Origin of the sequence: Pseudonocardia sp. DSM 110487 (assembly GCF_019468565.1) — a bacterium.
Classification (GTDB): domain Bacteria; phylum Actinomycetota; class Actinomycetes; order Mycobacteriales; family Pseudonocardiaceae; genus Pseudonocardia.
In genome coordinates this window covers 9,297,520-9,320,578 of the sequence record NZ_CP080521.1, presented here as the reverse complement: position 1 = coordinate 9,320,578, position 23,059 = coordinate 9,297,520, and the positions used below count along the sequence as shown (strand labels likewise).

At 71.0% G+C, this 23,059-nt stretch carries 23 protein-coding genes and 1 tRNA gene; 13 read left to right on the top strand and 11 right to left on the bottom strand.

The window, feature by feature from the left end; genetic code table 11:
• Window positions 1–22: 22 nt before the first annotated feature.
• From nuoL to K1T35_RS43925, 8 genes are all read left to right on the top strand, one after another.
• On the top strand, window positions 23–1,984 hold the full coding sequence (gene nuoL, locus K1T35_RS43960) for an NADH-quinone oxidoreductase subunit L (protein WP_220263237.1): 1,962 nt from the start codon (window positions 23–25) through the stop codon (window positions 1,982–1,984).
• Window positions 1,981–3,591, top strand: coding sequence for an NADH-quinone oxidoreductase subunit M (locus K1T35_RS43955; protein ID WP_220257561.1), 1,611 nt, complete (start codon window positions 1,981–1,983; stop codon window positions 3,589–3,591). Before nuoL ends, K1T35_RS43955 begins: the two co-directional genes overlap by 4 nt.
• Entirely contained in the window at window positions 3,588–5,180 is a 1,593-nt protein-coding gene (gene nuoN / locus K1T35_RS43950; protein ID WP_220257560.1) for an NADH-quinone oxidoreductase subunit NuoN, read from the top strand. Before K1T35_RS43955 ends, nuoN begins: the two co-directional genes overlap by 4 nt.
• 22 nt (window positions 5,181–5,202) lie before the next feature.
• Window positions 5,203–6,204 (top strand): polyprenyl synthetase family protein, encoded by a 1,002-nt coding sequence (locus K1T35_RS43945; protein ID WP_220257559.1) that lies wholly within the window; start codon window positions 5,203–5,205, stop codon window positions 6,202–6,204.
• Window positions 6,205–6,334: 130 nt separating this feature from the next.
• Window positions 6,335–6,901, top strand: a complete 567-nt coding sequence (locus K1T35_RS43940; protein ID WP_220257558.1) for an OmpA family protein — start codon at window positions 6,335–6,337, stop codon at window positions 6,899–6,901.
• Between the two features lie 9 nt (window positions 6,902–6,910).
• On the top strand, window positions 6,911–7,309 hold the full coding sequence (locus K1T35_RS43935; RefSeq protein WP_220257557.1) for a hypothetical protein: 399 nt from the start codon (window positions 6,911–6,913) through the stop codon (window positions 7,307–7,309).
• A gap of 99 nt (window positions 7,310–7,408) precedes the next feature.
• Window positions 7,409–8,317 (top strand): hypothetical protein, encoded by a 909-nt coding sequence (locus K1T35_RS43930; protein WP_220257556.1) that lies wholly within the window; start codon window positions 7,409–7,411, stop codon window positions 8,315–8,317.
• A 183-nt stretch (window positions 8,318–8,500) separates the two neighbouring features.
• A complete protein-coding gene (locus tag K1T35_RS43925) occupies window positions 8,501–8,929 on the top strand; it encodes a hypothetical protein (protein WP_220257555.1) in 429 nt (142 codons plus the stop codon).
• Between the two features lie 67 nt (window positions 8,930–8,996).
• On the opposite strand, the gene K1T35_RS43920 is transcribed toward K1T35_RS43925, so the two are convergent.
• The 3 genes from K1T35_RS43920 to K1T35_RS43910 all read right to left on the bottom strand — a co-directional run bounded on the left by K1T35_RS43920 (window position 8,997) and on the right by K1T35_RS43910 (window position 12,853).
• The gene (locus K1T35_RS43920) at window positions 8,997–10,070 is read right to left on the bottom strand and encodes a 2-oxoacid:ferredoxin oxidoreductase subunit beta (protein ID WP_220257554.1); all 1,074 of its coding nucleotides are present in this window, start codon (window positions 10,068–10,070) and stop codon (window positions 8,997–8,999) included.
• Window positions 10,067–11,968 (bottom strand): 2-oxoacid:acceptor oxidoreductase subunit alpha, encoded by a 1,902-nt coding sequence (locus K1T35_RS43915; RefSeq protein ID WP_220257553.1) that lies wholly within the window; start codon window positions 11,966–11,968, stop codon window positions 10,067–10,069. Before K1T35_RS43915 ends, K1T35_RS43920 begins: the two co-directional genes overlap by 4 nt.
• A 129-nt stretch (window positions 11,969–12,097) precedes the next feature.
• The gene (locus tag K1T35_RS43910; protein ID WP_220257552.1) at window positions 12,098–12,853 is read right to left on the bottom strand and encodes an enoyl-CoA hydratase; all 756 of its coding nucleotides are present in this window, start codon (window positions 12,851–12,853) and stop codon (window positions 12,098–12,100) included.
• Between the two features lie 405 nt (window positions 12,854–13,258).
• Between K1T35_RS43910 and htpX the strand changes: the two genes are divergently transcribed.
• The 3 genes from htpX (at window position 13,259) to K1T35_RS43895 (ending at window position 15,853) form a co-directional block, all read left to right on the top strand.
• Window positions 13,259–14,125: a zinc metalloprotease HtpX gene (gene htpX / locus K1T35_RS43905; protein WP_220257551.1), complete on the top strand. Its 867-nt coding sequence runs from the start codon at window positions 13,259–13,261 to the stop codon at window positions 14,123–14,125.
• A 29-nt stretch (window positions 14,126–14,154) separates the two neighbouring features.
• A complete protein-coding gene (locus K1T35_RS43900) occupies window positions 14,155–14,994 on the top strand; it encodes an AraC family transcriptional regulator (RefSeq protein ID WP_220257550.1) in 840 nt (279 codons plus the stop codon).
• 109 nt (window positions 14,995–15,103) lie between these two features.
• A complete protein-coding gene (locus K1T35_RS43895; protein ID WP_370645542.1) occupies window positions 15,104–15,853 on the top strand; it encodes an alpha/beta fold hydrolase in 750 nt (249 codons plus the stop codon).
• Window positions 15,854–15,891: 38 nt separating this feature from the next.
• On the opposite strand, the gene K1T35_RS43890 is transcribed toward K1T35_RS43895, so the two are convergent.
• Together K1T35_RS43890 and K1T35_RS43885 are read right to left on the bottom strand one after the other, a co-directional pair.
• A complete protein-coding gene (locus tag K1T35_RS43890; RefSeq protein WP_255621326.1) occupies window positions 15,892–16,350 on the bottom strand; it encodes an AAA family ATPase in 459 nt (152 codons plus the stop codon).
• Entirely contained in the window at window positions 16,347–17,492 is a 1,146-nt protein-coding gene (locus tag K1T35_RS43885; protein WP_220257548.1) for a GAF domain-containing sensor histidine kinase, read from the bottom strand. The genes K1T35_RS43890 and K1T35_RS43885 overlap by 4 nt, the downstream gene beginning before the upstream one ends.
• Before the next feature lie 167 nt (window positions 17,493–17,659).
• Between K1T35_RS43885 and K1T35_RS43880 the strand changes: the two genes are divergently transcribed.
• On the top strand, window positions 17,660–18,670 hold the full coding sequence (locus K1T35_RS43880; protein ID WP_220257547.1) for a type 1 glutamine amidotransferase domain-containing protein: 1,011 nt from the start codon (window positions 17,660–17,662) through the stop codon (window positions 18,668–18,670).
• 9 nt (window positions 18,671–18,679) lie between these two features.
• Here the strand turns inward: K1T35_RS43880 and frdD are convergent, their stop codons facing one another.
• From frdD to K1T35_RS43850, 6 genes are all read right to left on the bottom strand, one after another.
• Entirely contained in the window at window positions 18,680–19,075 is a 396-nt protein-coding gene (gene frdD, locus K1T35_RS43875; RefSeq protein ID WP_220257546.1) for a fumarate reductase subunit FrdD, read from the bottom strand.
• Complete coding sequence (locus K1T35_RS43870; protein WP_220257545.1) at window positions 19,075–19,470, bottom strand: hypothetical protein; 396 nt, start codon at window positions 19,468–19,470, stop codon at window positions 19,075–19,077. The genes frdD and K1T35_RS43870 overlap by 1 nt, the downstream gene beginning before the upstream one ends.
• On the bottom strand, window positions 19,455–20,186 hold the full coding sequence (gene sdhB / locus K1T35_RS43865) for a succinate dehydrogenase iron-sulfur subunit (RefSeq protein WP_220257544.1): 732 nt from the start codon (window positions 20,184–20,186) through the stop codon (window positions 19,455–19,457). The genes K1T35_RS43870 and sdhB overlap by 16 nt, the downstream gene beginning before the upstream one ends.
• 4 nt (window positions 20,187–20,190) lie before the next feature.
• Complete coding sequence (frdA, locus tag K1T35_RS43860) at window positions 20,191–21,924, bottom strand: fumarate reductase (quinol) flavoprotein subunit (protein WP_220257543.1); 1,734 nt, start codon at window positions 21,922–21,924, stop codon at window positions 20,191–20,193.
• A gap of 6 nt (window positions 21,925–21,930) precedes the next feature.
• Window positions 21,931–22,110 carry a hypothetical protein gene (locus K1T35_RS43855; protein WP_220257542.1) on the bottom strand — a complete coding sequence of 60 codons (180 nt, stop codon included), beginning with the start codon at window positions 22,108–22,110 and terminating at the stop codon, window positions 21,931–21,933.
• Window positions 22,111–22,384: 274 nt separating this feature from the next.
• Complete coding sequence (locus K1T35_RS43850) at window positions 22,385–22,876, bottom strand: YajQ family cyclic di-GMP-binding protein (protein WP_220257541.1); 492 nt, start codon at window positions 22,874–22,876, stop codon at window positions 22,385–22,387.
• A gap of 82 nt (window positions 22,877–22,958) precedes the next feature.
• On the opposite strand from K1T35_RS43850, the gene K1T35_RS43845 reads away from it, so the two are divergent.
• Window positions 22,959–23,040, top strand: a tRNA-Tyr gene (locus K1T35_RS43845).
• Window positions 23,041–23,059 lie beyond the last annotated feature (19 nt).

Genomic DNA, 23,059 nt, shown 5'->3' with positions numbered 1-23,059 from the left:
GAATGCGGTAATCGCCGCCGAGCTGCCACACGTCGCAGCGGCCACCGGCACGGCCTCCCTGGCCTGGCTGTTGTTCGCGCTTCCCGCCGCAGGGGCGCTCGTGCTGTTCGTCCTCGGGCGACGCGCGGACGCGTGGGGCCACTGGCTGGGCGTGCTCACGGTGGCCGGGTCGTTCGTGATCGGCCTGCTGATCTTCCTGGAAACGGCGGGCCTCGCCCCCGAGGAACGCACCCGGGAGCTGTCACTCTTCGACTGGATCAGCGTCGGTGAACTGTCCATCGACTTCGGGATGCGGCTCGACCCGCTCTCGCTCACGTTCGTGCTGCTCATCACCGGCGTCGGCGGGCTGATCCACCTGTACGCCGTCGGGTACATGGCCCCGCACGGGGACGGCGAGCCCAGCGACGCGTCGGCACGCAGGCGGTTCTTCGCGCAGTTCAACCTGTTCGTCACGGCGATGCTGCTGCTGGTCCTCGGCAACAACTTCGTGATGCTGTACCTCGGCTGGGAGGGCGTCGGTCTCGCGTCCTACCTGCTGATCGGCTTCTACCAGGACCGCCCGTCCGCGGCCACCGCCGCGAAGAAGGCGTTCCTGATGAACCGCGTCGGTGACGTCGGGCTCGCGATCGCGATCTTCCTGCTCTGGATGAACCTGGGCACGCTGCAGTACACGGAGGTCTTCGAGCGGATCGGCGAGATCGACGCCGGCACGATCGTCGCGATCACCGTGCTGCTGCTGCTGGGCGCGTGCGGAAAGTCCGGCCAGTTCCCACTGCAGGCATGGCTCCCGGACGCGATGGAGGGCCCCACGCCGGTCTCGGCGCTGATCCACGCGGCCACGATGGTCACGGCGGGCGTCTACCTCATCGCGCGCACCAACCCGATCTACAACCTCACCGAGAGCGGCCGGCTGGTCGTCGCGCTGATCGGCGTGATCACCCTGCTGATCGGGGCGATCATCGGGTGCGCCTACGACGACATCAAGAAGGTGCTCGCCTACTCCACGGTGAGCCAGATCGGCTACATGATCCTCGCCGTCGGGCTCGGCCCGGCCGGCTACGCGCTCGGCATCTTCCACCTGCTCACCCACGGCTTCTTCAAGGCGGGGCTCTTCCTCGGGGCGGGCTCGGTGATGCACGCGATGCACGACGACGTCGACATGCGCCGCTACGGCGGGCTCTACCGCTACATGCCGATCACGTTCGTGACGTTCGGGCTGGGCTACCTCGCCCTGATCGGCTTCCCGTTCCTGTCCGGGTACTTCTCGAAGGACGAGATCATCGCCGCGGCCTTCGGCCAGCCCGGCTGGCAGGGCTGGGTGTTCGGCGGAGCGGCCACGCTCGCGGCGGGCCTCACCGCGTTCTACATGACGCGGCTGATGTTCATGACGTTCTTCGGTGAGAAGCGCTGGGAGAAGCTGAAGAGCGCCGACGGCCACGACTACCACCCGCACGAGTCGCCCGCCGTGATGACGATCCCGATGATCGTGCTGGCGCTCGGCTCGGTCGGCGCCGGTTTCGTGCTTTCCAGCGGCCACCTGCTCGTCGACTGGCTCGCTCCCACACTGGGTGAGCTGGAGGAGCCGCACGGCGGCGCGATCGCGCACGAGTACGTGCCGTTCCTGGTGGTCGGGTTCTCCGCGCTCGGCGTGCTGATCGCGTGGCTCACGGTGGGGCGCAGGCCCACTCCGGTGGAACGCCCCGAGCCGGTGTCGCTGCCGGTGCGCGCGGCCCGCCGCGACCTGTACGCCAACGCGATCAACGAGGCACTCATCGCACGGCCGGGCACATGGCTCGCGCGGGCGCTGGTCTACTTCGACAACCGCGGGGTCGACGGGGTGGTCAACGGCACCGCCGCCCTGCTCGGGGGCAGCTCGGGCCGCCTGCGCAGGCTGCAGACCGGCTTCGTCCGCTCGTACGCGCTCTCCATGCTCGGCGGCGGGGTGCTCGTCGTCGCGGCGCTGCTGGCGGTGCGGTTCGCATGACGTCCACCGGAGGCTCTTCCGTGCTTCTCCTGATCCTGCTGGTGCTGCCGCTCGTCGGCGCGCTGGTCGTGGCGCCGATGACGGGCAACCCGCGCGGCGCCAAGGTCACTGCGATGATCTTCGCGGTGGCATCCCTCGTGCTCACCGCCATCGCATGGCTGTCGTACTCACCGGCGGCAGCCGAGCGCGGCATGCGGTTCCAGCTCGAGCTGTCCGTGCCCTGGATCCCCGCGTTCGGCACGAGCTTCGCCCTCGGCATCGACGGCATCGCGCTGGTGATGCTCGCGCTGATCGCGGTGCTCATCCCGATCGTCATGGGCTTCTCGTGGAACCAGGAGATCCCTGAGGGGCGCACGGAGTCCGGGTTCTTCGCGCTGCTCCTGACCACCCAGGGCCTGCTGGTCGGGGTGTTCGCCGCCACCGACGTGTTCCTGTTCTACGTGTTCTTCGAGGCCATGCTGATCCCGATGTACTTCCTGATCGGGCGCTTCGGCGGGCCGCGCAGGCAGTACGCGGCGGTGAAGTTCTTCCTGTACTCGCTGCTCGGCGGGCTGATCATGCTGGCATCGGTGATCGGGCTGTACGTCGTGAGCGGCACCGCGCTGGGAGAGGCCACCTTCTCCTGGGCGGAACTCCAGTCGATCGCCGCCACGCTGCCGGAGTCCACGCAGATCTGGCTCTTCCTCGGCTTCTTCGTCGCGTTCGCGATCAAGGCGCCGCTCGTGCCGTTCCACACCTGGCTGCCCGACGCCGGTGCCGAGGCGCCGATCGGGGCGGGCGTTCTGCTGGTCGGCGTGCTGGACAAGGTCGGGACATTCGGGTTCCTGCGCTACTGCCTGCCGCTCTTCCCGCTCGCGTCGCAGCGGCTGGCCCCGTTCGTGCTCACGCTCGCCGTGATCGGGATCCTGTACGCCGCGCTGGTCGCCGTGGCGCAGGCCGACCTGAAGCGGTTCGTGTCCTACACCTCGATCGCCCACTTCGGCTTCATCGCGCTGGGCATCTTCGCCTTCTCCAGCCAGGCGTTCGCCGGAGCGGCGCTGTACATGGTGAACCACGGGATCACCACGGGGATGCTGTTCATCGGGATCGGCTTCCTCATCACCCGCGGCGGCTCGAGGCTGATCGGCGACTACGGCGGCGTGCACAAGCTCGCGCCGCTGCTCGCGGGCACGTTCCTGCTCGCGGGGCTCGCATCGCTCGCGCTGCCCGGCACCAACTCGTTCGTGAGCGAGTTCCTGGTGCTGATCGGCTCGTTCCCGCGGGAGCCGGTCTTCACGATCCTGGCCACCGTCGGGATCATCTTCGCGGCGCTGTACGTGCTGTGGGTCTACCAGCAGACCATGCAGGGCCCGGTGCGCGGCGCCGCGGTGCTCGGCGCACTCGAACGGGCCGGCGGCCCGGGCACCATGATCGCCCCGGAGGCCGCGGCGAAGAAGGGCGGCTTCCCGGACCTGTCCGGCCGGGAGATCGCCGTGCTCACGCCGCTGATCGTGCTGATCATCGCGCTCGGCTTCTTCCCGGGCCCGGTGCTCGACGTCATCAACCCGTCGGTGGTGGCCACCATGAACGAGGTGGGCCTCCCCGACCCGGTGGGAGGACCCCGGTGACCCCGCTCGCCCAGGGCGCGCTCAGCGTGCCCCCCATCGACTACGGCGCGGTCGCGCCCCTGCTGATCGTGCTCGGCGCGGCATGCGTCGCCGTGCTCGTCGAGGCGTTCCTTCCGCGACACCAGCGGTGGCCGGCGCAGGTGGCGCTCTCCGTCGTCGCGCTCGGCGGAGCCGGGCTCGCGCTCGGCCTGTACGCCGGCAGCAGCCCGGACGGCATCACCACGATCGCCGACGCGCTCGCCGTGGATCGGCCCACGCTGTTCCTGTGGGGCGCGCTGCTGGCGCTCGGCCTTGCCGGCCTGTTGCTGATCGCCGACCGCTCCGTGGAGCCGGGCGGGGCCATCCTCGCGTCGGCGGAGTCGCGCGCGGCCGTCGGCGGCGGCACGAGCGGGCTCACCGAGCCGCCGCACGACCGCGGCTACGGCGCACCAGGGCTCGCGCCCACGATGCAGACCGAGGTCTTCCCGTTCACGCTGTTCGCGCTCGGCGGGATGATGACGTTCGTCGCGGCGAACGACCTGCTGACGATGTTCGTGGCGCTCGAGGTCCTGTCGCTGCCGCTGTACCTCATGTGCGGCCTCGCCCGGCGCCGCAGGCTGCTCTCGCAGGAGGCGGCCGTCAAGTACTTCCTGCTGGGCGCGTTCGCGTCGGCGTTCTTCCTCTACGGGCTCGCGCTGATCTACGGCTACGCCGGGTCGGTGCGGTTCACCGAGATCGCCGAGGCCTCCGTCGGCAGCGCGGCGTCCGACGCGCTGCTGCTCGGCGGGCTCGCGCTGCTGGTGGTCGGCCTGATGTTCAAGGGCTCGGTCGGGCCGTTCCACACCTGGACCCCGGACGTCTACCAGGGCGCTCCCACGCCCGTCACCGCGTTCATGGCGGCCTGCACGAAGATCGCCGCCTTCGGGGCGATCCTGCGCGTGCTGCACGTCGCGTTCGGCGACATGCGCTGGGAGTGGCGCGGCGTGCTGTGGGCCGTCGCGATCGCCTCGATGGCGATCGGCGCCGTGCTCGGGCTCACCCAGACCGACATCAAGCGCATGATCGCCTACTCGTCGGTGGCGCACGCGGGCTTCCTGCTGCTGGGCGCCATCGCCATCACGGACGCGGGCGTCTCGAGCACGCTGTTCTACCTGCTGGCATACGGCTTCACCACCATCGCCGTGTTCGGCGTGATCAGCCTGGTCCGCGACGCCGACGGCGAGGCCACCCACCTCTCGCAATGGGCAGGGCTCGCGAAGCGCTCGCCGGTCGTCGCGGGCGTGATGACGTTCCTGCTGCTCGCGCTCGCCGGCATCCCGCTCACGAGCGGGTTCACCGCCAAGTTCGCGGTGTTCGCCGCTGCGCTCGGCGACGGGATGGCGCCGCTCGTGGTGATCGCGCTGGTGGCGAGCGCCGTGGCGGCGTTCTTCTACGTCCGGGTGATCGTGCTGATGTACTTCAGCGAGCCTGCCCCCGACGGCCCGACCGTCACCGTGCCCGGGGCGTTCACCACCGCGGCGATCACGCTCGGTGTGATCGTCACGCTACTGCTCGGCATCGCGCCGACCCTGGCCCTGAACTGGGCTGCGGGTGGCGGCTTCGCGGGCTGAAGAGCGTGAAAAGCTGGGGGATGTGAACGCGAACGCGATTGCGGGCGTCGAGCTCGCAGACCCGGGGCTCGCCGCTGCCACGGCGGAGGGCCTCTCCCGCGTGGAGGAGCTGCTGCACCGGGAGGTGCACAGCGACTACCAGTTCGTCACGGAGACGTCGCTGCATCTCATCGACGCGGGTGGCAAGCGGTTCCGTCCGCTCTTCACGCTGCTCGCCGCCCAGGTAGGGCCCCGGCCCGATGACGACGACGTGCACACGGCGGCCGCCGTGGTCGAGCTGATCCACCTCGCCACGCTGTACCACGACGACGTCATGGACTCGGCCACGATGCGGCGCGGTGCGGAGAGCGCCAACTCCCGGTGGGACAACACCGTCGCCATCCTCACCGGGGACTTCCTCTTCGCCCACGCGTCGCGGCTCGTTGCCGACCTCGGCCCGGACGCGGTGCGGATCATCGCGGAGACCTTCGCCGAGCTCGTCACCGGGCAGATGCGCGAGACCCGTGGCCCGCGCCATGGCGAGGACCCCGTTGAGCACTACCTCGCCGTCATCGCGGAGAAGACCGGCTCGCTCATCGCCACCTCGGGGCGCTACGGAGGCATGTTCTCCGGGTGCGCGCCGGAACACGTGGAGGCACTGCGCCGCTTCGGCGCCACGATCGGCACGGCCTTCCAGATCTCGGACGACGTCATCGACATCGCCTCCCCGTCCGACAGCTCCGGCAAGACGCCCGGCACCGACCTGCGCGAGGGCATCCACACCCTCCCGATGCTCTACGCCCTCCAGGACAGCGGGCCGGAGGCCGAGCGACTCGGCGTGCTGCTCGCCCGCCCCATCACCGACGACGGCGAGGTGGATGAGGCACTGGAGCTCCTGCGTACCGGCCGCGGTCTCGCCCGCGCCAGGGACGTGCTGGCCGACCAGGCCGCCGCGGCACGGGCCGAACTGGGCAAGCTCCCAGCGTGCCCGGCCACAGAGGCACTGGCCTCCCTCACGACGTACGTGGTGGACCGCACGGCCTGAGAAGGCGCCGCTGAGGTTCAGGAACGTGGCGTTCCTGAACTTTGGACCCGCCCCCACCGGACAAGCCCTGGTCTGAGGCCGCGTGTCATGCCACGGTAGTGGGCTAACTGCGGAGGGTCAGGGAGTCACTGTGGCGCATGCCCGCGTGTGGTGGTTCGCGGCGCTGCTCGCGGTGCCCGCCGTCCTCGCGGGTCTCGCGCTCCTGTGGGCCGATCCGCCCACGTCGGCGGCACCGCCGGTGGCGGCGCGGGTCAGCGCGCCACCGGCCGAGCCGCCCAGCGCGGCCCCGTCGGCGCCCGCATCCGCGCCTGCGCCCGTCGTCGCGTCGGATCCGGCGCCCGCGCAGCCGCCGGATCCGACGCTCGCCGAGGTGGCGCAGGTGCTGGCCACGCAGCCGATCCGGTTCACCGCCGACTCGGCGATGCTCGCGGGGCCGGCGGCCGACACGGTGCGGCGGGTCGCTGAGCTGCTCGTGGCGGGCCCAGCGGTGCCGGTGCTGGTGGAGGGCCACGTCGCCGACACCCCCGGGGGCCCGGACGCCGTCCAGCGGCTCTCCGACCAGCGCGCCGCTTGCGTGACGGAGGCACTCGTGGCAGCCGGTGTCCCGGCCGAGCGGATCACCGCCCGCGGTGTCGGGGCCGCGCGGCCGCTCGCCACCCCCGAGGAGAGCCGGCGTGTCGAGATCACGATCGGATAGGAGGAGGGCATGGTCGAGACGTTCGCGCAAGTCTGGTTCCTCTGTGCGATCGCGTTCCTCGTGGGTTCCGCGGTGACGTGGATGCTGTTCGTCCGCGGACGCCCACGGGCGCGCGCACATCCGCTGTTCCGTCCGCCGCCGCCGCGGATCCATCGCCAGGCGACGAGCCTGCCCCGCATCGAGCAACCGGCACCGGCCGAGCCGCCCGCGCCGGCAGAGCCGGCACTCGCGAACCTCGATACGCACGGGAGCGAACCCGCATCCCGCCGCGCCGGTTCGAGCGCGGCCGGTGCGCTGGACCGCCTCGGGGCGGCAGGCGGGGCGTACCGCCCGGAGGCGCCGCCGACCGTCGAGATCCCCGCACAGGGCGGCCCCGTCGACGAGCAGACCACCGACGAAAGCAGGTGATCATGGTGCCCGGCCGGGTGGTCGGGCCGCGTTCGCACCTGTGCACCCCGACGGATCGTGGTAAGCACCGGACCGGCCGCTCGCAGAAAGGGATGCGTCGTGGGTCAGAGCTGGTGGTGGGTGGTACTCGTCGTCGTGGTCATCGCGCTGCTCGTCGCGGTGGCACTGCTGCGTACCCGGCGGCGCCGGGTGCCCGCGTCGTCGGCGGCGAACGTCGAGATCGCTGCCGCGGCGGCGGGAGGCACGGCAGGGGCGGTGGGAGCCGGGGCCGTGGCCGCTGTCCGCGCCGAGAAGGACGTATCGACGCTCGACGAGCCGGAGGAGCGTGCTCCCGCACCGGACGACAGTGGCGATGCCGACGACCGGACCACGGAACAGCCGGATGAGCGTCCCGCCGCGTCAGCAGCCGCCGCTGCGGCCGGCCGTGAGACGGCCACGGACGTCGATGCCGGGGTCGCTGAGGAGGTCTCTCCCGCGGAGCGATCGGAATCCGCCGATCCGGGCGCCGAGATCCGCGCTGCCGCCGACTCGGCCGGTGCCGCCGAGCCGGAGGTGTTCGCGCACGAGGACCGCTCCGGTGCCGCGTCGTCGGAGGGCCCGGCCCCAGCACCCGAGCCTGTGGCCCCGAGCATCCCGTCCCCTCGCGAGGAGCAGCCGCCGGCCGGATCGGCGACCGAGTCGGCAGAGGCCGCCGAGCCACAGCCGCCGGAGCCTGCGGGATCGGCGCTCGCGGCCCTCGACACCGGCCTCGTCGGTCCGGCGAGCTCGTTGGCGGCCGCCGCCGCGGCGGTGTCTGCCGCCAGCGCAACCCCCGGCCCGTACCCCGGCTCGCTGCTCCCCACCGCGGACGGCTCGAGCCCGTCCCCGGTCCACCAGATCAAGGCCAACGAGGGTTCGCGGCGCTTCCACACTCCGGATTCGCCCTACTACGTCCGCACGCGCGGGGACGCGTGGTTCCGCACCGAGGACGAGGCCCGCGCCGCCGGCTTCACGGCGTGGAACTCCTAGGGCAGCACTCCTGGATCGCACCGTAAACGAAGCAAGATCCGCTTCAGTGATGGATCACCACTCGATCGTGTGACCCGAGTGTCACGATTGGTGAGAGGCCCCTAGCCTCACCGGCGGCTCCCCGCTCCCCCATCAGGTGACAACCGCAATCGTGAACCGCATGTTCACGATGGTGAGGAAAAGATGCTGAAGAGGACTCTGACCGTCGGTGCGACTGCACTTCTCGCGATTCTGGCTTCGGCCGGTGTTGCGTCGGCTGCCGAGGCGAACGCCTCGCAGACGCTTCCGCTCCCCCCGATCGCGGCGCCCGCTGAGCCCGAGTCGACCACCCTCCCCGAGCAGGACGACACGGAGTCCACGTCGGACGCCGAGTCGACCTCGGAGCCGGAGGAGGACACCACCGAGGACTCGACCACGGACGAGTCGAACGGCACGTCGGAGGAGTCGGACTCCACGTCCGACTCGGAATCGACCGACTCGGACACCGACACCACGACGGAGCCGGAGGACGAGCTGGAGACGCTCGAGCCGACCCCGGCCCCGGCCGAGGAGCCCGCTCCCAGCGGCCCGCTCGGTCTGATCCAGTCGCTGGTCACGTCGCTGTTCGGCTGATCAACGCCGTACAACGGGACGGGCCCCGCCGGAATATCGGCGGGGCCCGTTCTGCGTGATGAGGCTGTCAGCCGGCGATCGTCCAGGTGTCGCGGCCGTTGAGCAGCGCCTGCAGGCCGCCGTTGCCCTTGGCCTTGGCCTCGTCCACCTGACCGCGGGCGGCGTCGTCGTAGGTGACGCGGTCGGCGTTGCGGAAGATCCCGGTGACGGTGTGGTTGAGGTCCTGGTCCGACAGCCGGGACAGGGCGAATGCCAGGTTGACGTCGGTGGCGTCGTGCACGACGACCTGGTCGGCGTCCACCTCGTTCATCTTCGCGACGGTGAGCCCGAAGCCCTCGCGCACGACCGCGTAGCTGCCCAGCCCGTCGTCGGCCGCTGGGCCGAAGCGGATGGGCTCACCGTGGCGCACCGGGATCACGCGCTCTTCGGCTTCCTCGCCCTTGCGCAACACGTCGAAACTGCCGTCGTTGAAGATCGGGCAGTCCTGGAAGATCTCGACGAGCGCGCTGCCGCGGTGGGCGGCTGCCGCGCCGAGCACCTCGGTGAGGCCCTTGCGGTCGGAGTCGAGTGCGCGCCCGATGAAGGTGGCCTCGGCGCCGATAGCGAGCGAGATCGGGTTGAACGGGTGGTCGATCGAGCCCATCGGCGTGGACTTGGTGACCTTGCCTTCCTCGCTGGTCGGCGAGTACTGGCCCTTCGTCAGGCCGTAGATCCGGTTGTTGAACAGCAGGATCTTGAGGTTGACGTTGCGCCGCAAGGCGTGGATCAGGTGGTTGCCGCCGATGGAGAGCGCGTCGCCGTCGCCGGTGACGACCCAGACCGACAGGTCGGGCCGCGAGGTGGCGAGGCCGGTGGCGATGGCGGGGGCGCGCCCGTGGATCGAGTGCATCCCGTAGGTGTTGAGGTAGTACGGGAACCGGGAGCTGCAGCCGATGCCGGACACGAAGACCGTGTTCTCGCGCTTGATGCCCAGCGTCGGCAGGAACTGACGCACGGCGGCGAGCACGGCGTAGTCACCGCAGCCCGGGCACCAGCGCACCTCCTGGTCGGAGGTGAAGTCCTTGGCGGTCTGCTTCTGGTCGGTGGTCGGGACCCCGTCGAGCCCACCCAGCTGAGGGAGCCCGAGGTCGATGGCGGTCATGCTCGCACCCCGTTGAGGTAATCGAGAAACAGGTCCTGCAGCTCTTCGGCCTTGAACGGCAGACCGGAGACCCTGGTGTAGCTCTTGACGTCGACGAGATAGCGGCCGCGCAGCAGCAGCGCGAGCTGCCCGAGGTTCATCTCGGGCACCACCACGGTGCGGTAGCGGGCGAGCACGTCGCCGAGGTTGGCCGGGAACGGGTTGAGGTGTCGCAGGTGTGCCTGCGCCACCTTCTGGCCCAGCGCGCGGACCCGGCGGGCGCCCGCGCCGATGGGACCGTACGTCGAGCCCCAGCCCAGCACGAGCAGCTCGGCGTCCCCGTCCGGGTCGTCGACCTCGATGTCGGGCACCGCGATGCCGTCGATCTTGGCGGCGCGCAGCCGGACCATCCGGTCGTGGTTGTCGGGGTCGTAGGAGATGCCGCCGCGGCCGTCGGCCTTCTCGAGGCCGCCGATGCGGTGCTCCAGACCCGGCGTGCCGGGCACGGCCCACGGACGGGCGAGCGTGTCGTCGTCGCGCAGGTAGGGCCAGAACTCGCCGGAGCCGTCGGGCGCGTTGGGTGCGGTGGCGAAGCCGGGGTCGAACGTCGGGAGCGTGGTGGCGTCGGGCACCTTCCACGGCTCCGACCCGTTGGCGAGCGAGCCGTCGGACAGCAGGATCACGGGTGTGCGGTAGGTGACGGCGATCCGCACGGCCTCCAGCACGGCGTCGAAGCAGTCGGCGGGCGAGCGCGGCGCGATGACCGGCAGCGGCGCCTCGCCGTTGCGGCCGTGCAGGGCCTGCAGCAGGTCGGCCTGCTCGGTCTTGGTGGGCAGGCCGGTGGACGGACCGCCGCGCTGCACGTCGACGACCAGCAGGGGCAGCTCGAGCGCCACCGCGAGGCTGATCGTCTCGGACTTGAGTGAGATGCCCGGCCCGGACGTGGTGGTGACGCCCAGCGCGCCACCGAACGCCGCGCCGAGCGCCGCTCCGACGCCGGCGATCTCGTCCTCGGCCTGGAACGTGGTGACGCCGAAGGACTTGTGCTTGGACAGCTCGTGCAGGATGTCCGACGCGGGGGTGATCGGGTACGACCCGAGGAACACCGACAGCCCGGACAGCTGCCCTGCCGTGACGATGCCGTAGGCGAGCGCGGTGTTGCCGGTGATCTGGCGGTACGTGCCCACGTCCAGCTTGGCGGGCGCCACCTCGTAGGTGACGGCGAACGCCTCGGTGGTCTCGCCGTAGGCGTGGCCCGCCTTGAAGGCGAGGATGTTGGCCTCGGCCAGATCGGGGCGGCGGGCGAACTTCTCCCGCAGGAACCGCTCCGTGCTCTCGTGCGGGCGGTGGTACATCCAGGACAGCAGGCCGAGGGCGAACATGTTCTTCGCCCGCTCCGCGTCCTTCTTCGACAGCCCGGTCTCCTCCAGCGCGCCCTTGGTGAGCGTGGCCATCGCGACGGGGAACACCGCGTACTGCTCGAGCGAGCCGTCCTCGAGCGGGTTCGACTCGTAGCCGACCTTCGTGAGGTTGCGCTTGGTGAACTCGTCGGTGTTGACGATGAGGATGCCGCCCGCGGGGAGGTCGCCGACGTTGGCCTTCAGCGCGGCCGGGTTCATCGCGACGAGGACGTCGGGCCGGTCGCCGGGCGTGAGGATGTCGTAGTTCGCGAAGTGCAGCTGGAACGACGACACACCGGGCAGGGTGCCGGCGGGGGCCCGGATCTCGGCGGGGAAGTTCGGGAGTGTGGAGAGGTCGTTACCGAACGCCGCGGTCTCGGAGGTGAAACGGTCTCCGGTGAGCTGCATGCCGTCACCGGAGTCGCCGGCGAAGCGGATGACGACGCGGTCGCGCTCCACTACCTCACGTCCGCCGCCGGACGGTGCTGAGAGATGATCGACGGCGGTGTCAGAAGTCATTCGAGGTCGGTCCTCGGGTCGACGGGGCGTGCTTTGTGTTGTCTGTCCACGTTAGCTCGCGCTGCGTCGGAGTGTCGTCGGCCCCCGATCGATGTCACACCCGATCGTTCGCACGGTCGCAACACCGTGTTACCGGCCCGACCTGCTGATCGTCGCCTGGAGGGCGGCGAGGCGGTCGCGGAACTCCGCGGAGCGCACGGAATCGGCCTGCGCCCGCACCTCGACCTCGACGGCCTCGGCCTGGGTCGCCATCCCGGCCGTGAGCCGCAGCGTGGCCTTCGTGGTTCGCACGAGGTCACGCGGCGCCGCTGCCGCGCGGGCGGCGAGCTCGACGGCGGCTCCCACGACATCGTCCGCAACACGGTGCACCAGCCCGATCCGCGCCGCCTCGCCGGCGTCAACGACATCGCCGAACAGCGTGAGCGCGGCAGCGCCTTGTGGGCCGAGTACCCGCTGCACCATCCACGTATAGCCGCCGCCGGGATGCAGGCCGAGCGGGAGGAACCGGGACTCGAACCGCGCCCGCGGCCCGGCCAGCCGCAGGTCGCAGGCCAGTGCGAGGTTCAACCCCGCGCCGACGGCGGCCCCGTTGACGGCCGCGATCGTCGGCAGGGGGCACTCGGCGATGGCGACGAAGCCCGCGTAGACGGTGTGCAGTGTGTCGGTGTCCGCGGTGGCGAGCTCGCTCAGGTCGCCGCCCGCGCAGAACGCGGGGTCCTCACCGGTGACGACGATCGCGCCGACCGCGTCGTCGGCGGCCGCAGCGCGCACGGCCGCTGCCAGCTTCGCGGACAGCTCGATGTTCAGTGCGTTGCGCCGCTCGGGGTTGGACAGCGTGAGGACGGCGACGCCGTCGGTCGTCCTCGTGCGGACGTCGGTGGCCATCCCCGCATCCTGCCCCGGATGGCGCAGCCGCGCGGCGAGGCGTCGCTCACGGTGGTGGCGAGATCTGATCATGATCATCGGTTCGGTGCATTCCCGGCCGCATTCGGCCGTGCGCGTGCCGACCCGATGATCTTTCGTCCGGCGGCCGGTCGGCACGGCGCCATCAGCCGTGATCACCAGACTGGTGCGTCGCCGGCCACATGCGGCCGTCCATGAACCCGACCGGTGATCACCGGTCCAGGGCTCGGGAGTTGATCGCCTGCCGGGTGCACTCCCGGCCGCATCCGGCCGGGGATGTCCCGAGGCGATGATCTTGCTCCGCCGATGTGGGTCACGAGCGGATCACCAGCGGAACACGGCCTGGTGGTTGCTCGTTGAAGAAGCCGGGGGAGGAAGGACCCGGAAGTGCACAAGTCGATGAACGGGCTGAAGACAGCCGTGTTGCTGGGCGGTCTCTCGGCGCTCGTGCTCCTCGTCGGTTCGCTTCTCGGAGGCCGCACGGGGCTCGTGATCGCCCTGTTCGTGGCGCTCGGCATCAACGGCTACGCGTACTTCAACTCCGACAAGATCGCGTTGCGCGCCATGCACGCCCGGCCGATCAGCGAGCCGGAGCACCCGGTCATGTACCGGATCGTGCGGGAGCTGTCGCGGACGGCGCGCCAGCCGATGCCGCGCCTGTACGTGAGCCCTACGGCGGCGCCCAACGCGTTCGCCACTGGGCGCAGCCCGCGCCACGCCGCCGTCTGCGCCACCACCGGCCTGCTCCAGATGCTCGACGAGCGGGAGCTGCGCGCCGTGCTCGCCCACGAGCTGTCCCACGTCTACAACCGCGACATCCTCATCTCGTCGGTGGCAGGCGCGCTCGCCTCGATGGTGAGCTTCCTGGCCAACATCGCGATGTTCGCCGGCCTCTTCGGCGGAAGCGACGAGGACCGTCCCAACCCGGTCGCCCTGCTGCTGATCTCGCTGCTCGGGCCGGTCGCGGCCGGGGTCGTCCAGATGGCCGTGAGCCGGTCGCGGGAGTTCCAGGCCGACGCGAGCGGCGCCCAACTCACCGGCGACCCGCTCGCGCTGGCGTCCGCGTTGCGCAAGCTGGAGCGCGGCACGCAGCTCGCGCCGCTGCCGCCCGACCCGCAGCTGGTGTCGCAGTCGCACCTGATGATCGCCAGCCCGTTCCGGGCCGGGGAGCAGCTCACGCGCCTGTTCTCCACCCACCCGCCGCTGCGGGAGCGGATCCGGCGGCTGGAGGAGATGCAGCTGCGGCGTCGGTGAGTGTCGGACGGGTCCGGGACACTGGTGCGGTGCCCGAGCCGGACGTCGCCACCACCAGCGAGTACGGCGTGCTCGGCGTGCGCGACCAGAGCCGGGCGGAGCACTTCTCGCTCGACCGGTACCCGGCCGCAGCCGACATGTCCGGCCTCGTGGAGCGCTACTGGGTCGTGTCGTGGGAGGTCCCACCGGGCCGCGAGTCCTCGATCACGCTGCTGCCGCACCCGTGCGTCAACGTCGTGCTCGACCGTGGCCGGCTCACCGTGCACGGGGTCGGCCGGGAGCGGTTCACCTACACCTACCGGGGCGTGGGCGGGGTGTTCGGGATCAAGTTCCGCCCCGGGGGTTTCCTGCCCTTCCTCGGCAGGCCGCTCTCGGAAATCACCGACACCGTGCTGCCGGCCGAGGAGCTGTGGGGCCCGGCCGCCGCCTCGCTCGCCGAGCGGATGGCCGCCACGTCCGGCGTCGACCGGCGCGTCGCGCTCGTCGAGGAGTTCCTGCACGAGCGTTGGCCGCAGCCCGACCCGCAGGTGGAGTTCGTCCAGCGCATCGTCGCCGCGCTGCTGCACGACCGCACGATCGTTCGCGTCGACGACGTCACCGAGATGTTCAACGTCAACTCCCGCACCCTGCAGCGGTTGTTCCAACGGTACGTCGGGGTCAGCCCGAAGTGGGTGCTGCGCCGCTACCGCCTCCACGAGGCCGCCGCCGTGCTGGCGCGGGAGCAGCACCGGCCGTGGGCGGAGGTGGCTGCCGAGCTCGGCTACTTCGACCAGAGCCACTTCATCCGCGACTTCACGGCGGCCATCGGAATGACCCCGGTGTCCTACGCCCAGGCGTGCCGGCGAATGGAGGCGCCGGTCAGCGCGTGACCCGAGCGGCCGTGCACATCTCGCGCCCACCGTGCACATGTCCGGCGGTCTGCACGGCGGCTCCGCGGTATGCACGGTGAGCCTCGGCCGTCATGCTGGCGGCGTGGAGCTGCGGGTGCGGGCGGGCGGACAGGGCGGGCCGGTGGTGCTGTTGCTGCACGGGCTCGGTGCCACGGGCGAGGTCTGGGACGGGCTCACCCCGCTGCTGCCGGGTGCGTGGGTGGCGCCCGACCTGCCGGGTCACGGCGGTTCCGCCCCGCTGCCGTCCTACACCTTCGCCGCGGTGGCGGACGCCGTCGCCGACCTCGTCGACCCGGCGGGCACCGTGATCCTCGGGCACTCCTTCGGCGGGGTGGTCGGCCTGCACCTGGCCGCGCGACCCGGCGTCCTGGCGGTGATCGGGCTGGGCATCAAGGTCGCCTGGACGGCGGAGGAGCTCGCGCGCGCGGCGGCGATCGCCGCCCGTGAGCCCGCCCGGTTCGCCAGCCGCGAGGAGGCCGTCGCCCGGCACCTGCGCGTCTCGGGGCTCGACGGCCTCGTCGCCCCCGACTCGCCCGCCGCGCTCTCCGGTGTCGTCGAGCAGGACGGGGCATGGCGGCCGGCGCTCGACCCCCGCGCGTTCGGCGTGGGCGACCCGGAGATGGCGGTCCTGCTGGCGGCCGCGCCCGTCCCGGTCGTCCTCGCGAGGGGAGAGCACGACGGGATGGTCAGCGCGGCGCAGCTCCGGGAGCTCGTCCCGGCGCCCGTCGAGCTGCGAGGGCTGGGCCACAACGCGCACGTGGAGGACCCGGCGGTGGTGGCGGAGCTCGTGCTCTCGCACGCAGGCTCGGCTCGCACAACGCCCCCCGTCGACGGGTAGCGCGGGCCGAGAACGGGCGCGTCGGCGAGAAACGCCGATCATTCGCCGACGGCCTCCAGGATCGTGTCCACGACTTCGTGCAGCGGGGCCGCCGTCCGCGTCTCCACCGTGGCGGATCGCCGGAGCAGCGGCTCGACGGCCTCGACGTCCTCGAGGAACCGTCGCCGCTCCTCGGGCGACTTGCCGTACGGGTTGCCGGTCCGGGTCGCGAGCCGCTGCAGCAGCGTCTCGAGTGGCGCGCTGAGCAGCACGATGTGGTCGAACCGCTGGTGGAAGCGCACCTGGTTCTCCTCGCACCCCGCGACGAACAGGACGTCGGCGTCCTCGGTGTCGAGCAGCCGCTCGATGGCGTCCGCGCGCCACTGCTGGCGTCCATCGGGCAGCGGTTCGCACCAGCCGTCGTCGGTGTCCACGGCCTTGTAGCCGCGTGCGACGAGCTCCTCGACCACGCTCGACTTGCCGGTGCCCGACATGCCGGTGACGAGGACCCGCTTCACCCGGTCACCGTAGCGATGGGGAGTTGGCAGGAGACCGTTGTGCCCTCTCCGCGCGTGCTGACCACGGCGAACGTTCCGCCCAGCGCCTCGATTCGATCCCTGAGCCCGATCAGCCCGGATCCCCTCGCCAGGTCGGCGCCGCCGATGCCGTCGTCCCGGACCTGCACGTGGAGCGTGCCGTCGGAGGTCGCCGCATCCACCTCGACGGTGGAGGCGTGGCCGTGCTTCGTGGCGTTGGCGAGCACCTCCGAGACGACGTAGTAGGCCCCGACCTCGACCGGCTCGGGAAGCCTGCGGTGGATGCGCACGTCCATCACGACGGGGATGCTCGAGCGACGGGCGAGTGCGCGCAGCGCAGGGCGCAGCCCGCCCTTGGACAGGATCGCCGGGTGGATGCCCCGGGACAGCTCCCGCAAGTCATCGAGCACGCCGGCGAGCTCGGCGGCGATGTCCTCGAGCTCGGTGCGTACCTCGGGCAGCAGGACGGGCATCTCCACCACCGAGCGCAGCCGCAGCATCAGCGTGACGAGGTACTGCTGCGCGCCGTCGTGGAGGTCGCGCTCGATCCGGCGCCGCGCCTCGTCCGACGCGGCCACGAGCCGGGCGCGGGAGGCGATGAGCTCCGCCTGGCGCTGCTCGTTGCCGACGGCCGTCGCCACGAGCTCGGCCAGCTCCGCCAGCCGCTGCTCCGGGTCGGAAGGCAGCGTGGCCTGCTGGGACGTGATGGCCAGCAATCCCCACAGCAGCTCGTCCACGTGCACCGGCGTGGCGGCCGTGAACCGGCTCCCCTCGGACGCCGATGTGAACCGGCCGGTGCGCAGCACGGTGGCGGCCAGCCCGGGCGGAAGGCGGCCGGGCATGCCCTGTGCACTCTCGGCGACGACCGTCGTCCGGCCGTCCCGCTCGTAGCTGATCACGCCTGCGGTGCTGGGCGGCCCGAACTGCCGCACGGCCTCCGCGATCACTGCCGCCAGCACGGCTGCGAACGGCTCACCCTTCGCGATCATCAGCGCCAGGTGGTGCAACGCCGACTGCGTCTCGGCGTCGTTATGGACGGTGGCGGCCGCGCGGACCTCCATGACCTCCTCCATGCGGAATCGGTGCCTGCCCGGACGTCCTCCCGCGACGACCAGACCCCGCATGAGCCGACGATACTCAGAGTTGGCCACTACTCACAGCGATCGTTCGGTTGCAATTAGTTGATAACACTCGGGCCTGGCCGCTTCCCCGCGCCGAGCGCGCGGAGGATGCTTCGCGTCACATCTCGCGGACCACGCGGACGCGTGACCCAGCGCCACAGGGGGCTCCCATGACACGGCTGCTCATGGTCGTCACCGGAGCGCGGGCGATCAGGTTGGCGGACGGCGAGGACCACCCGTGCGGATATCAGGCGGGCGAGGTCCGCGAGCCGTACGAGGAGTTCGCGGCCGCGGGCGTCGAGGTGGTGTTCGCGACGCCCGGTGGCAGGACGCCCCAGCCGGATCCGTGGGGCCTCGAACCGTTCTTCCACTGCCACCATGCGGACGAGGACTTCATGTTCTCCGTGCTCCGCAGGTTCGCCTACCACCCCGACCGGGACCGCGTCACGTTCATGCACTTCAGCGAGCTGAACCTGGTGGCGCTCAGGAGGATCTTCCTCGCGCTGCGGGATGCGGGCATGCAGGTGGCGCTGGCGCGTCGGACGGTCGAGTCGGCGGCGCAGCGGTCCTGGCGGCGCAGCACGGACCTCATCGAGGTGCTCATGGCCGACGACGAGGTCGCGAGCACGTTGACCGCCGCGGGGATCGCGCGGATCGGGGACGAGGTGGTGGCGGCCGGCTGCGCGCAGGCGCGGCGCACCGTCGAGGTCCTCTCCGCGCTCCCAGGGCTGCGGAGCCCGCATTCGCTGGACGGGCTCACCGACCAGGAGATCCGCTCCTTCGACGCGATCTACTTCCCCGGCGGCCGAGGCGTGATGGTCGACCTGGCGGACGACCCGGATGTCGGCCGGATCCTGCGGTTGGTGCAGGGCGGCGGCACGATCGTCGCCGCGCTGTGCCACGGTCCGGCGGCGCTGCTGTCCGCGCCCGACGATGCCGGGAAGTGGATCTTCGACGGCTACCGGATGACGGCGTTCAGCGACACGGAGGACGATCTGACCAGTCGTCGCCTTCCATGGTCGCTCGAAGCGGAGCTGAAGAACCGCGGCGCGATCTTCGACGACGGCGAAGCGGCGTGGCTGTCGCACGTGGTCATCGACCGGAACCTCGTCACGGGCCAGAACTCGGGGTCGTCCGAAGCCGTCGCCTGCGCCGCGCTGCGCATGCTGGGAGGGCCGTGAGCCCGCGGGTCAGTCGAGCAGCACGAACGCCGCCCACACCGAGCCGGCCAGCGCCGCCGCGTAGCAGAGCACGGTGATCGCGCCGCGGAAGCGGTCGAGCTGCAGCCCGTCGAAGAGGGTGTAGCGGAACCGGTGGGCCCAGTGCAGCAACGCGAGCACGCACAGCCCGAGCAGGAGGATCCGGACGAGCGGGTGCCCCAGCAGCGCCGCGAGCCCTGCGTGATCGGGTGGGGCGAGCAGACCGAGCGGGAACAGCACGCCGAACAGCAACACCAGCACGGGTACCAGCAGCGCGGAGACCATCCCGCCCGCGCTGAACAGCAGCCACGCCGCCGCTTCCGCCCTCGACGGCCTCGCTGTCCTTACCCGCCCCGCCGGCTCCGCAGGCTTCCGTCCCTCGGCCATCAGAGCATCACCACCAGGACGAACGCCACGGCCGCCGAGACCACGACCCACGCCCCGAAGTGACCGGCCGCGATCATCTGCGGCGGCACCTGCTGCCCCTGCATGCGCACCACCATCGCCTTCGGGGCCAGGCTGAACCACGTGACGGCGTGCAGCACCACGAACGCCAGCGCGACGAGGTTCACCACGAGGATCAGCGGGCTCGCGCTCCAGCCGAGGAACTCCTCGTAAGCGGCCGATCCGCGGTGGACCGCCGTGACCAGCAGCAGGAAGTGCACCACGAACCACGCCACGGCGACGCTCGACAGCTCCCGCAGCGCGAAAATCAGGTACGACCGGCGGCGCGTCCACCAGAGCAACGAAACCGGCTGGCGGTAGGTCATCGCTTCCCCCACGGCAGCAGCGTCCGCGCGGCTGCGGTGAGCTTGTAGCGCTGGATCGCCCCCGCCGGGTCGACGCCCTTGGGGCACGCCCGCGTGCACTCACCGACGTAGGTGCACGCCCAGACACCCGCGTCGGTGGCGAGCACGTCCAGTCGCTGGTGGGCGCCCTGGTCGCGGGAGTCGAGGTTGTAGCGCTGGGCGAGCGCGATCGCGGCGGGGCCGAGGAAGTCGGGCTCGATCCCGTACACCGGGCACGCCGAGTAGCAGAGCATGCAGTTGATGCACATGCTGTACTGCTTGTACGCGTCGAGCTGGTCGGGAGTCTGCAGGAACTCCACATCGTCCACGCCGCCGTCGTCGTCGCGCACGAGCCATGGCTTCACCTCGGGCAGCTTGTGCATGAAGTCGTCGATCCCCACGACGAGGTCCCGGATCACGGGGAAGTTCGCCAGCGGCTCCACGCGGACCGGTCCCGGCGCGTAGTCGGTGAGGAACGTGCCGCAGGTCAGCGCCGGATCGCCGTTGACGGTCATGCCGCAGCTGCCGCAGATCCCCATCCGGCACGACCAGCGGTACGACAGCGTGCCGTCGAGGTGGTCCTTGACGTAGTTCAGGCCGTCGAGGACCGCCCAGTCCTCCCGCATCGGCACCTCGTACTCCTGCAGCGTCGGCGCGCTCTCCGACTCCGGCCGGTAGCGGGTGACCTGCAGCGTGATCGTGTCGGGCACTGGCTCACCTCCCGTAGACCCGCTCGCCCGGCGGCCAGCGGGTGATCGTCACCGGCAGGTACTCGACGTGCGGCGCCCCGTCCGGCCGTCGGGTGACGAGCGAGTGGGCGAGGAAGCGCGTGTCGTCGCGGCGGGGGAAGTCGGTGCGCTGGTGGGCGCCGCGCGACTCCTCGCGGCGCAGTGCGCTCGCCACCATCGTCTCGGCGACGTCCAGCATGAACCCGAGCTCGAGGGCGGCGACCAGCTCGGTGTTGAACGTCCGGCTGGTGTCCTCGAGCGTGGCCTTCTCGAACCGCTCCCGCAGCTCGCCCAGCTTCTCGACGCCCGTGAGCAGCGACTCGGTGTCGCGGAAGATCCCGACACTGCCCTCCATCGCGTGCTGCATGTCGGTGCGCACGTCGGCGATCCGCTCGCGGCCGTTCCGGCGCTCCAGCAGGTCGTGCACCAGCCGCCGGTGCTCGTCGGCGACCTGGGCCTCGACGCTGCGGGTGCCCGGGTGTGCTGCGGCGTACTCGGCGGCCGCGATCCCCGCCCTGCGGCCGAACACCAGGCACTCCGGCAGCGAGTTCGAGCCGAGCCGGTTGGCGCCGTTGATGCTCACGCACGCGACCTCGCCCGCGGCGAACAGGCCGGCGAGCCCGGTGGCGCCGTGGATGTCGGTGTGGACCCCGCCCATCATGTAGTGCTGCACCGGCCGCACCGGGATCAGCTCGTGCACCGGGTCGATGCGCTCGTACTGCTGGCACAGCTCGCGCACGAACGGCAGCTTGGCGTCGATCATCTTCTCGCCGAGGTGCCGCAGGTCGAGGTAGACGACCGGCCCGTAAGGGGTGTCGACCGTGTTGCCCTTCTCCTGCTCGTGCACGAACGCCTGGGAGATGCGGTCCCGTGGACCCAACTCCATGCTGCGCATGACGGGCGTGGGCGACGGCGTGCCGAGGTCGTAGTCCTGCAGGTAGCGGTAGCCGTCCTTGTTGAGCAGCCAGCCGCCCTCCGCGCGGGCCGCCTCGGTGATCAGGATGCCGGTGAACGGCAGGCCGGTCGGGTGGTACTGGACGAACTCCATGTCCTTGAGTGGGGCGCCCGCGCGATAGGCGAGCGCCATCCCGTCCCCGGTCTTGATGTTGCCGTTGGTCGTGAACGGGAAGACGCGCCCGCAGCCGCCCGTGCACAGGACGACCGCCCGTCCGGTGACGGCCTCGATCCGCCCGCTGGCCAGCTCGATCCCGACGACGCCCCGCACGACGCCGTCGTCTTCGAGGATCTTCGTGACGTACCACTCGTCGTAGCGGGCGATCTGCGGGTACTGCAGCGAGGTCTGGAACAGCGTGTGCAGCAGGTGGAACCCGGTCTTGTCAGCGGCGAACCAGGTGCGCATCTTCTTCATGCCGCCGAAGGCGCGCACCGCGACCTCGCCGTCGGGCTGGCGGCTCCACGGGCAACCCCAGTGCTCCAGCTGCAACAGCTCGCGCGGCGCCTCGTCGACGAAGGCCTCCACAGCGTCCTGGTCGCAGAGCCAGTCGCTCCCCGACACCGTGTCGTAGGCGTGCTCATCGAGGCTGTCGTCGCTCGCGATGACGGCGGCGGCCCCGCCCTCGGCGGAGACCGTGTGGCTGCGCATCGGGTAGACCTTCGACACGAGCGCAACGGAGAGCTGCGGCTGCGCCTGCACGATCGCGATGGCGGCGCGCAGGCCTGCCGCGCCACCCCCCACCACCACGACGTCGTGGTCGGCCATCGCGTGCTACTCGGCGTGTTCTGCGGAGAGCTCGTTGAGCAGCACGCGACCGTCGTGCCGGGTGACTCTCGTGCGGCAGCTGCCGTCGTGGAACTGGTGGGAGATCGACCGGCAGCCGCACGCGTAGGTCACGTCATCGCAGCGGATGCCGGAGCCGTCGTCTTCGAAGTAGCGGGTGCCGCTCACCCGCTTCCCGCATGGCGCGCGTTCGTCCGTGAACGGAGTCCTCGTCCCGAGCACAACCCACCTCCGGGCGTCGGCTCTTGTGACCAAGGTCACGTTCATAGGACAACGCCCCGGGTGATCGAGTCAAGGACCCATCGGTGGTCGGCGGCCTGTGCCCGACGCGTTCCCGGGCGGCGATCAAGGGCAGATGGTCGCTCCCGGAGATCGTTCGGCGACCATCAGCCCTTGATCGGCGGCAGCCGGGCGGTGCCTCGCCACGCAGGCCCCCCGGCCGCTAGCGGTAGTTCGTGAACTGGAGCGCGATCCCGAAGTCCTTGTTCTTGAGCAGCGCGATCACCGCCTGCAGGTCGTCCTTCTTCTTGCCCGAGACCCGCAGTTGGTCGCCCTGGATCTGCGCCTGCACGCCCTTGAGCTTCTCGTCGCGGATGGTCTTGCTGATCTCCTTGGCCTTGTCGGTCGCGATGCCCTGGAGGATCTTGCCGCTGACCTTGTAGGTCCTCCCGGACACCGCGGGCTCGCCGACCTCGAACGCCTTCAGCGAGATGCTCCGCTTGATCAGCTTCTCCTTGAAGACCTCGACGGCCGCCTTGGCGCGCTCCTCGGTCTCGGACTCGATGGTCACGGCCTCCTCGCCCGCCCACGCGATCGAGGTGCCCGTGCCGCGGAAGTCGAACCGCTGTGAGAGCTCCTTCGCGGCCTGGTTGAGGGCGTTGTCGACCTCCTGCCGGTCGACCTTGCTCACCACGTCGAACGACGGGTCTGCCACCGTGCGCCTCCTCGTCGACCGGGCCCCTGCGGAACCCGGTTGGTCACTGTCGTATCCTCGGTCCTGCGCCTCGGCGCACCCCGGCAGGTTGCCCGAGTGGCCAAAGGGAGCGGACTGTAAATCCGTCGGCTTAGCCTACGAAGGTTCGAATCCTTCACCTGCCACACCCGGCCGAACGGCCCT

Bases quoted from the DNA above. Each gene is read 5' to 3' on its own strand.
- K1T35_RS43880 (WP_220257547.1), top strand. From the start codon at position 17,660: ATGACACGGCTGCTCATGGTCGTCACCGGAGCGCGGGCGATCAGGTTG.
- K1T35_RS43935 (WP_220257557.1), top strand. From the start codon at position 6,911: ATGGTCGAGACGTTCGCGCAAGTCTGGTTCCTCTGTGCGATCGCGTTC.
- K1T35_RS43920 (WP_220257554.1), bottom strand. From the start codon at position 10,070: ATGACCGCCATCGACCTCGGGCTCCCTCAGCTGGGTGGGCTCGACGGG.
- K1T35_RS43910 (WP_220257552.1), bottom strand. From the start codon at position 12,853: ATGGCCACCGACGTCCGCACGAGGACGACCGACGGCGTCGCCGTCCTC.
- frdD (WP_220257546.1), bottom strand. From the start codon at position 19,075: ATGGCCGAGGGACGGAAGCCTGCGGAGCCGGCGGGGCGGGTAAGGACA.
- frdA (WP_220257543.1), bottom strand. From the start codon at position 21,924: ATGGCCGACCACGACGTCGTGGTGGTGGGGGGTGGCGCGGCAGGCCTG.
- K1T35_RS43885 (WP_220257548.1), bottom strand. From the start codon at position 17,492: ATGCGGGGTCTGGTCGTCGCGGGAGGACGTCCGGGCAGGCACCGATTC.
- K1T35_RS43915 (WP_220257553.1), bottom strand. From the start codon at position 11,968: ATGACTTCTGACACCGCCGTCGATCATCTCTCAGCACCGTCCGGCGGC.
- K1T35_RS43955 (WP_220257561.1), top strand. From the start codon at position 1,981: ATGACGTCCACCGGAGGCTCTTCCGTGCTTCTCCTGATCCTGCTGGTG.
- K1T35_RS43925 (WP_220257555.1), top strand. From the start codon at position 8,501: ATGCTGAAGAGGACTCTGACCGTCGGTGCGACTGCACTTCTCGCGATT.